General features: G+C 46.9%; 7 protein-coding genes and 1 rRNA gene. 1 reads left to right on the top strand and 7 read right to left on the bottom strand.

Translation table 11 applies throughout. From position 1 onward, the window contains the following. The 7 genes from LRL21_RS32395 to LRL21_RS32365 form a co-directional block, all read right to left on the bottom strand. Positions 1-130: ribosomal RNA gene (locus LRL21_RS32395) — 16S ribosomal RNA — on the bottom strand; the annotation flags it as partial. Between the two features lie 487 nt (positions 131-617). Continuing rightward, a complete protein-coding gene (ligA, locus tag LRL21_RS32390; protein ID WP_240419907.1) occupies positions 618-2636 on the bottom strand; it encodes an NAD-dependent DNA ligase LigA in 2019 nt (672 codons plus the stop codon). A gap of 81 nt (positions 2637-2717) precedes the next feature. Next, entirely contained in the window at positions 2718-5087 is a 2370-nt protein-coding gene (gene pcrA, locus LRL21_RS32385; protein WP_240419906.1) for a DNA helicase PcrA, read from the bottom strand. 37 nt (positions 5088-5124) lie between these two features. Next, on the bottom strand, positions 5125-5805 hold the full coding sequence (gene pcrB / locus LRL21_RS32380) for a heptaprenylglyceryl phosphate synthase (protein ID WP_240419905.1): 681 nt from the start codon (positions 5803-5805) through the stop codon (positions 5125-5127). A gap of 345 nt (positions 5806-6150) precedes the next feature. Then, positions 6151-7014 (bottom strand): spore coat protein, encoded by an 864-nt coding sequence (locus LRL21_RS32375; RefSeq protein ID WP_240419904.1) that lies wholly within the window; start codon positions 7012-7014, stop codon positions 6151-6153. A 23-nt stretch (positions 7015-7037) separates the two neighbouring features. Continuing rightward, complete coding sequence (locus LRL21_RS32370) at positions 7038-7283, bottom strand: spore coat protein (protein ID WP_420832515.1); 246 nt, start codon at positions 7281-7283, stop codon at positions 7038-7040. Positions 7284-7353: 70 nt separating this feature from the next. Further along, the gene (locus LRL21_RS32365; RefSeq protein WP_240419902.1) at positions 7354-8877 is read right to left on the bottom strand and encodes a phospholipase D family protein; all 1524 of its coding nucleotides are present in this window, start codon (positions 8875-8877) and stop codon (positions 7354-7356) included. A gap of 308 nt (positions 8878-9185) precedes the next feature. On the opposite strand from LRL21_RS32365, the gene LRL21_RS32360 reads away from it, so the two are divergent. Continuing rightward, positions 9186-9725, top strand: a complete 540-nt coding sequence (locus LRL21_RS32360; RefSeq protein ID WP_240419901.1) for a general stress protein — start codon at positions 9186-9188, stop codon at positions 9723-9725. The last annotated feature ends 204 nt before the right edge of the window (positions 9726-9929 follow it).

Genomic DNA, 9929 nt, shown 5'->3' with positions numbered 1-9929 from the left:
GCAGGCAGGTTGCCTACGTGTTACTCACCCGTCCGCCGCTAACTGTTCCCGAAGGAACAATCCGCTCGACTTGCATGTATTAGGCACGCCGCCAGCGTTCGTCCTGAGCCAGGATCAAACTCTCCATTAAGGTACAATATTCATCAAGAGCCGAGGCTCTTGCTGCTATCGTACATATTGTAAGCTTGTCTAGAGCTCAAAAATGCAAAACAACTGGCATTCAATTATCATTTGTTCAGTTTTCAAGGAGCTTTCATTACTCAAATAAATAACTATTGAGCAACTATTATTTTGTCATTTGTTTACCGTGACAAGAATTTATCTTATCAGAAACAACCGACGAATGCAACTTTTTTTTATTACTATTTTTGCATTCCTTTGTCACCTCAATCGTACTTGCCTCGCAGCGACAAAAAGTAATGTACCACAAACGGCTTACTAAATGCAACTACTTTTTAAAAATTTATGTCTTCACTCTTTGTTTCCCATTGCTAACAATATTCTAAACACTGAATTCAAGTTACTTCTTTATGCAAAGAAACAAAGAAAAGTCCTTTTACAAGGACCTCTCTCCGTACCTTTTGACTTGAGCGGCGGTCATCGCCTATATCAACAAACTACGCTTCACCCAGCATTTCTAATAACTCCTGTTCATTATCTATCACACGTATGCCAAGATCCTGAGCTTTGGTTAGCTTGCTTCCTGCGCCTTCTCCGGCAATCACGATATCGGTTTTTTTGGATACACTACCTGTAATCTTGGCACCTAATGCTTCCAGCTTTTTGCCCATCTCATCGCGTCCCATCATAGAAAGCGTACCTGTCAGTAGGATCGTTTTACCAAAAAACGGGTTGTCAGCATTCGTAATTACTGGCGCTTCCTCACTTACCGGTGTCACTCCAGCCTGAAGAAGCCGATCGATACTACGCTGCATAAGAGGGTCGCTGAAGAAGCTAACAATACTATCAGCCATAATGCCGCCAATATCGTACAAGGCAACCAGTTCTTCGGGGGTAGCAGCCATCAGCTTGTGCAGGTCGCGATAATGGTCAGCCAGTACGCGGGTTGTTGTTTTGCCTGTATTCGGAATTCCAAGCGCATACAGGAAAGATGCTAGATCGCACTGTTTGCTTTTTTCAAGCGAGGCCAGCAAGTTTTTGGCTTTCTTATCACCAAATCGCTCCAGCTTGATCAAATCCTCAAAGGTCAGGTCATACAGATCGGCAGGATCCTTGACGCTCAGCTCCGCGTACAATTGTTCTGCTGTCATGATGCTGAAGGATTCTATATCCATCGCGTCACGCGAAGCAAAATGCGTAATACGTCCAATCAGCTGCGGGCGGCATTCCACACGGTTCAAGCAAAACAAATGAGCTCCCTTCAATTCCAGAACGGAACCACACGATGGACAACTGACAGGTGCTACGATTTCTTCCCCATCCATCTCCTCAGAAACCTTGCCCAGCAGCTCGGGGATCACATCATTGGAACGGCGAATAAACACTTGGCTGCCCAAAGCATGCTTAAGTCCCTTTCGTTCTATGTCGCCGACATTGTTCAAGGTACAGTTTTGTACGGTGACTCCAGCGATATCAACGGGCTCCACCTTGGCTACAGGAGTTATTTTGCCAGTGCGGCCAACCTCCCAGGACACGGACAGCAGCGTTGTAACGGCTTCCTCCGCTTCAAACTTGTAGGCGATTGCCCAGCGTGGAAACTTATCGGTATAGCCCAACACTTCGCGTGTGCGGGTATCATTGATTTTGATCACGATTCCATCGATCAGGAAGTCATAGGTATGGCGCATGGCTGTTATGCTGTCCAGTTCGCCTGCTGCAGCTTCAATGGAGTCGAATACCTGTACGAGTGGACTGACCTTGAAGCGATTGTTACGCAAAAATTCAACCATCGCTTCATGATTCTCAAAGCGGAGTCCATCTGTATAGCCAACCTGGTAAAAATAGGCGTTAAGCTTGCGGCTGTCTGTCACCTTTGGATTCAGGTTGCGCAGAGCACCGGCCGCGGCATTCCGGGCATTTTTCAATGGTTCTATCGCTGTCTTGTTGTATTCCTCCAGCACGGACAGGTTCATAATGCCTTCGCCCTGTACCTCGATAATACCGTCTCGGTATGGGATTTCTGATGGTATGGAACGAATTGTTTTGACCTGCGCCAGGATCCCCTCGCCAATGACTCCATTACCGCGTGTTGAAGCCTGCACCAACTCACCATGATCATAGGTTAAATTCAACGTCAGTCCGTCAAACTTCAACTCCATGACAAAGCTAAGCGGCGGCAGCGGATCCTCGTCATTCTGATCGTTATATTCATTGACCAGCTTGGAGGCTCTTGTGTACCAGATCATTAGTTCGTCTTTATTTTGCGCCTTATCCAGACTCCACAAACGTGATTTGTGCCGATGCGGGTCAAATCCCTTTAATATCTGGTCTCCTACGCGCTGAGTAGGCGAATTGGGCAGGGTAACGCCCGTAGCCTTTTCCATGGCAACCAAACGGTCATATAGCAAATCATAATCTGCATCACTGATGCTCGGTTGATCCATGGTGTAATAGAGGTGGTTGTGGCTGTAGATTTCTTCAATGAGGGCTTTCATCGTCTCCAGAGAATCCGTCATATAAGTAAAACCATCCTTTCAAGGTTCGACTATGTAAAAATCGGCGCCTCATGGTTGCGAAGCACCTTGATGCAGATACTTTTATTCATTATGCCTTGTGATGGGTGCAAACTTGGCAAGGAGACGCTTTAAACCCGTTGGTGCTGGAAAAGCAATCTGCAGTTCTGTGTCATCACCTGAGCCTTTGATCGTCACGACAGTGCCAATTCCCCATTTGCCATGTGCTACCTTGTCGCCCACTTTGTAATCAGTCACCTGCGCACCACTGGCCGCTCCCGATTGCTCACCCGGAATGGCTGAACGAACCGTAACTCCGGAAGAAGGGCTGCTTGTACCTGTGCGGAAAGTAACGCTTTTACCTGCTCCAGGCGCGGCCGCTCCACCACCATAGCTGCTGCTTGAGGAACCGAAGCTTCCACCTGTGCTTCCATAACGACCCTCTTTATTGCCCCAGGAAGGGCTGCTCGCACGTCCACCAATAACACCGGCTGGCGCTGCCATTTCCAGCAATTCTTCAGGAATCTCTTTGAGAAAGCGCGAGGGGGCATTCATATTGGTTCGTCCAAACAATGTACGCATTCTGGCACATGTTAAGAACAGCTCCTGCTCAGCCCGAGTAATGCCCACATAAGCAAGTCTGCGCTCCTCCTCCAGCTCCTCATAATCGTTAGCCGCACGGCTGTGAGGGAAGACCCCTTCTTCCATACCAACAATGAACACAACAGGGAATTCCAGTCCCTTGGCACTGTGCATGGTCATAAGTATGACGGCATTGCCGGAATCGGCTTTTTCCTCCTCAGTTTCGTTCATCGTATCGATGTCGGCAATTAGGGCGAGGTCCGTCAGGAAAGCAATCAGAGTTTTATCTTCATTGCGCTTTTCGAATTCCATGGTTACGGATAAAAACTCATCGATATTTTCCAGTCTTGCGGTGGATTCGATTGTTTTTTCACGCTGCAGCTCGATTCGGTACTGGGTCAGCTCGAGCAGCTTTTCTGTAAGCTCGGTAACGGATAAGTAATCAACCATCCGATGCATATTGTCGATCATTTCGCGAAAATCGGTTAACGCATGCTTAGCTTTGGCACCTATTTCCATGCCATCGATGTCCTCCAGCTGTGCAAACAGGGAAATTCCCCGGCGAGCGGCTGCTTCCGTCAATCGTTCTACAGTCGTGTCCCCGATACCACGCTTGGGCACATTAACAACACGGACAAAGGAAATATCATCATTCGGATTGGAAATTAACCGCAAATAGGCTAGAATATCTTTGATTTCTTTACGGTCATAGAACTTGATGCCGCCGATGATCTGGTAAGGAATATCGGATTTAATCAGTATTTCCTCAATGACCCGCGATTGTGCATTGGTACGGTATAAAATCGCATGGTCCTGATATCTTTTGCCTTTATCCACACGTTTTTTGACTTCACTTGTAATGAAGTAGCCTTCCTCATGCTCGGAATCAGCCTGATACAAACGGATTAGGGCACCACCGTCCTTGCTCGTCCATAGGTTCTTCGCTTTGCGTCCTGCATTGTTGGCAATCACTTTATTGGCCGCATTCAATATGTTCGAGGTGGAACGGTAATTTTGTTCAAGCAGAATCGTTGTAGCATCCGGATAATCATTCTCAAAGTTCATAATATTGCTAATATCGGCACCACGCCACCGATAAATCGATTGGTCGCTGTCACCTACAACGCAAATACGCTTATGCTTGTCAGCCAGCATTAAACAAAGCATATACTGCGCTTTGTTCGTATCCTGATATTCATCCACGTGAATATATTGAAATTTATTTTGATAAAAATCGAGTACATCCGGCTCTTCCTTGAACAGTTGGATCGTTACCATGATCAGATCGTCGAAATCGAGCGAGTTGTTATGCTTCAGCTTTTTTTGATACAGCTTGTATACCTTGGCCACAACACCGTCAAAATAATCACCGATCGTATTTTCGACCATTTCCGGTGTTTTCAATTCATTTTTAAAAGCTCCCATGGCCGCTTGAACCGCTTTGGGCTCGAACTTTTTGGGATCAAAGTTAAGTTCCTTCATGCATGCTTTAATAACAGACAGCTGGTCGCCGGAATCCAGAATCGTGAAATTGGACGTAAAACCAATTCGGGAAATATCCTTGCGCAGCATCCGCACGCACATGGAGTGGAACGTCGATACCCAAATATCGCGACCACTGGGGCCGACCAGCTTGCTGACCCGATCCTGCATTTCCCGGGCTGCTTTATTCGTAAATGTAAGGGCAAGAATGCTCCATGGAGCAGCTTTACGAGTTGCAATTAAATAAGCAATCCGGTGCGTCAGCACACGGGTTTTGCCGCTGCCGGCTCCCGCCATTATCAGAAGTGGTCCATCAACCGTCTCAACGGCCTGCTTTTGCGGGGGGTTCAAAGTTCGTATCGAAGCAAAAACATCAATCGTTTCATTCATTCCATATCTACTCCTTTATTACGGCTAGCTGCTGCTGTTAACAGTCTTTAATCGCTTGTACGGTAGCCAGTGCCTGTTCAAATGCATCATACACCGCATTGCCTACAACTATGGTATCCGCGGCCTTAGCAGCCTCACGGGCCCGGTCTGGGCCATCAATTCCGCCGCCATAAAACAAACGTGCATGTTTTATGACCTCTCGCGCTCTAGCTACGATCCGCATATCACCGAACATTCCGCTGTACTCCATATATACAATCGGGCACCGGAACAGCTGGTCTGCCATTCGCGCATAAGCCTCTACATCTTTAATATCCAAATCGGTGTCCGCTTGCGTGACCTGTGCAGCTGTTGATTCCTTATTCATCATAACGTAGCCTTCTGTCACAACCTGCTTCCAATCCAGCAGTGCACCGTATTCACGCAGAGCCTGATGATGATGCCCAACAATCCAATTCGTATCCCGGGTATTCAAAACAATAGGAATAAAAAATAAATCAAAGCCAGGTACAATCGCTTCCTGAGTGGAAATTTCCAGCACACAAGGCACTTCGTATCTGCGAATTCGCGCCAGCAGATCGACTGTGTTATCAAAGGTAACACCCGAAGATCCGCCTACCAAAATACCATCTGTTCCGGACAAGCACAAACGATCCAGCTGCTCGTCCGACAGCTCCCGATCCGGATCCAGCTTGAAAGTGTGCTTCCACTGCTTCATATCAACTAGCAAAAGGCCGTGCCCCCTAAGCATTCGTTCTATAATTAGCTGCGCTATCATGCTCGATTATGACGCTATAAAAATTAGTCTATGCTACACAACCACAGGTGTCAAATGGCTATTACCGGATCACTAGCTGATCCCAGGCCATCCTAAAGACTGCACATGCTGCGTTAAAAATTACATTTAGAGGTGAGCAGGGTAAGAAAATAAATCGAAGCATGTACGCAAAAGGAATGAGTGAAAAGTGTGATATAGATTTCATTATACAGGAGCGATCATATGTTCTCAACGAAAAAAAGCCCCGCTAGCTTATAGCCGGAGCCTGTCTTGTTATTAAGTAAATTACAGTATATATTTGCCGCTCGAATCGTTTGTCCGATTGGTTGTAGAATGCGATGTTGATCCCTGTGAGGAGTTGTCGCCTTCCTGATTATCCGTCCAATTAAAGCTGTTCCCCCCACGGGTGGCTTCATGACTCTCAGAGCCTGCAAACTTGGTGCTGGAAGCTCCTGTGGCCGAGGAAGTAGTTGAATAAGAAGTCTGGTTCTGCCCGTAGCCAGACCCGCTGCTTTGCGTTGGGTTCATACCCGAATTGGAACTGATATTCGAGTACCCGGACGTATAACCTTGTCCATAGCTACTTGAACCAGCAGAGCTGTTCGTCCCCTGAGATCCGTAAAAGCCTTGATTCCCTTGATTACCCGAATATGCGGGATTGGACGGGTACGAGTACGCCTGTGTCTGTTGGAAGGGCTGATAAGATTGATAGGCCTGCTGCTCTGCTTGCTGCTGGTATATGCCAGCCCCAGACGTATTTGCTTGCTGCAAGGCTTGCTGTACATTGGAGTGCAGCTGCTTCACTTTACTGCTTTGCTGCTGCAGCTGCTGCTGGACTTCTTGCTGCGGCGCCATTTGGACTGATCCATAGCCGTTCATTTGTGAAAGCACACCGAACAGCTGGGTTTGATCCTGCATCGTTTCATTCGCAAGCTTTTGAAAGGTTTGACATAAAACCGGATTGACTGCTTCTAAAGCCGCTGTCGTATATTCGCGCGCGCACCGTTTCAGCTCGGATAATAACAGGTTACCCCAATCCAATTCCTCCAGTACATTACCCTGTTGATTTTGCTGGCCTTGCTGATTTTGTTGAGCTTGTTGTCCTTGTTGATTAAACGCCTGTTGGTTCCCATAGTTTGATTGGTACATGGATTCTAACACCTCCTATCGGTTTAGTGGGTCAAATACGTTTGCTGCTGCAGGGCATTCAGCAATTGGTCGGAATGATTGAGGCGGTCTTGAGCGATCTGCATAAATTGCTGCTTCAGCTGCGGCGTAAAGGCTTCAGTAGCTGCTTGTGCAGCCAATTTGGCCAGCAAGTCCTCGTTCTTCAAGCAATCTGTTACGTATAACAGCTCCTTGGTGCTAATCTTTCCAGACCCGGATTGTTGTTGGTTGTTCTGCTGTTGTGTGTACACAGGCATTCCCTCCTTTCATAGGTTACAAAAGGTAGGTTGTCCAGTATGTGGAAATGTTATGTATGTCTATTTAAAAAGTAGTCACCCCAAGCCACTCCTGTAATCGGTACATCCACTCTTTGATCCACACAGTCTTGTCCTTGAAGGCTTCATAGTCCAATGTATAAGGGGCACCTTCGTTGTTCCACAGGCGATTAAAGTATTGACGAAGCTGAAGGGCCAGCTTGCTGTCTCCGGGCGCGTTAATCCCCAGATTGGTCTCCAAATTCAAATCATCGAGATTACGCTCCGTGAAATTGGCGGAGCCGTTATTTACTACAATTCGATTGGTTTTATCAATAAATAGCAGCTTCGTATGGTACTGCTCGTTCGTGCCATTGTACCAACGAATTTGGATTCGATTGTCTGAAGCGTTCAACAGCTCTTGAGCAACAGGTCGATTGGGCACTCCGATTTTATCTCGACCAAAAGCATTCTGGTTCGAGTCCAGGATGAGACGAAGCTCAGCTCCGCGTTTGGATGCTTCAAGCATTGCCTTGATCACCTGGCGATCTGCCAAATAAAACATCCCCATCCATATCTGATCACCAGCTCCTGCTTCAGACAACGACTGAATTACATGCTTGTAAATTTTCCCTTCGGTCAACAATTGAACTTCAATGTCACCCTCCTCCAGGCCATTAGGCATGTATTGAGGAAAAGGAATCATTTTCCCGCCGCTCGAAAAAGTAATTACGGCCTGTTCGCTTGCCAAGGCATCCCCGATGATATCCCCGCGAACTAGAAAGGCTGAGTTGGAATTATAAGCACTGGCATCATGGGCGTTGGCAGACGGAACTATGAGTGCTCGTTCTGTAGCAATCACCTTTCGGTGGTTTGCCTTTACGTTGACAAGCTTCAAATAGGAACGCAGCGACATGGAAGGGGCTGTATCCACCATTGGATTCGGCAGCCAGCCTTTGCCGGTTTGACCAAACCATTGAATAAATGTGCGCCAGAAGGCTGAATACGAAGGGATCGAATCGCGCAGCGGATTAACGTCACTGATCACAACCTCTATACCACCCGCCTTTAATCGTGCCAGCTCTGGAGGCATAGCAGAACCATACATCGTATTGACCTCATCTGTGATAAAAATAATCGGCATCGTGGGATGCCGCCTTTTTTGTTCTAGCAGCTTCTCAGTCATCAAACCGCTAAGAGGCGTATATAAGGCCCCCTCCTTATAGTAGCTGTTAAATAAAAACATATCGATCACAATAAACTGCTCCGCTTCGTCTATAACCTGAAACACCCTATCAAAAATCATCGTTTCCTGCACGGGCAGTATCGGGTTTTTGTAGGTCAGATCGTAGAGGAACTCTACATCCTTAACATAATGCACAGGGCCTTCCATAGAAAGTCCGGGTGGTAACGTTTTATGTGTCTGATAAATCATGACGATAGTTAACCAAAGGATGAGTATACAAAGAAGAATAAGACACAATCTTCGTTTATTTCGTCTTCCCCGAGGTCTTGGTGGAACTGGCTTCGAGGCGGCGATGTTCAGATCATGATGAGTAGTTGATTGCTGCTGGCTATTATCCACTTCCATCGAGCCTCTCTCCTTCAGTTATGATGCTTTCTAAAATATTGAACCCCACTGATTATGAGGGCAGTATTCATTCTTACATACCTTTTTGAGCAGCCTTCTGAAACAAAAGCTAATCCTGATGTAACAAACAAGCAAGGTTTCATTTCCAGAAGAGCGGGTAAATACATAATGCAACGAGCGTTACAGAGCACAACAAGGTATCAAATGCAGGAAATTGGGTACAGGCTAAGAGACCCGCTCGTAGGCGTTAAGTAGTTCAGTGACGGGTTTAGCCGATTCAGCAACCATAATCCAAGGAGGTAATGATGATGAATAACGAAAAGAAAATTGTTGGTGTTTTCAAGACGGAGCATGAAGCTGTGAAAGCGATCGAATCTCTGAAACGTCAGGGCTATACATCGGACGATATTTCAATTATTGCCAGAAACAAGGATGATATTGCTGCTGTCACGGATCAAACCGGAACAAAAGCTCCAGAGGGCCTGGCGACTGGTGCGGCAACCGGAGGTTTGTTAGGCGGTGCTGCCGGTTTGCTGGCAGGTCTCGGTTTGCTGGCTATACCTGGAATCGGACCGATTCTTGCAGCAGGTCCTATTGCAGCCACACTTACAGGTGCAGCCGTGGGAGCTGGAGCTGGAGGACTTGTTGGCGGGTTAATCGGTTTGGGTATTCCTGAGGATGAGGCTCGACAATATAACAATTATGTCGATGAGGGCAATATCCTCGTGCTGGTCGATTCCGATGCCAATCGTGATAGCTATACGTACGACACGTTTCGTGAAAATAATTCCTTGAACTCCAATACTTATGATAGATCGATGAAAACGACGGGCAGCCGATACAATTAACTGTAAGCCTGAAGTTGCTATTCAAAGTTTCGTCCCAAACCGCACTCATCAAATGGGTACGGTTTTGGGATTGAGCATGTATACACCGCTTGATCCTGTGCCAGCAGAGTATTTGTTTAAACGAACCAGCTCGATGTAAGCAGAAAGAACCCGTATCGGCCCTGATGGGCGATACGGGTTCTGTTCACATTTGTATTTGGAATC

The sequence above is a fragment of the Paenibacillus periandrae genome, from assembly GCF_022458865.1.
In the GTDB taxonomy this organism is placed as follows: Bacteria; Bacillota; Bacilli; order Paenibacillales; family NBRC-103111; genus Paenibacillus_S; species Paenibacillus_S periandrae.
Note: the sequence above shows the minus strand (reverse complement) of the source record. Positions and strands in the feature narration are given on the sequence as shown.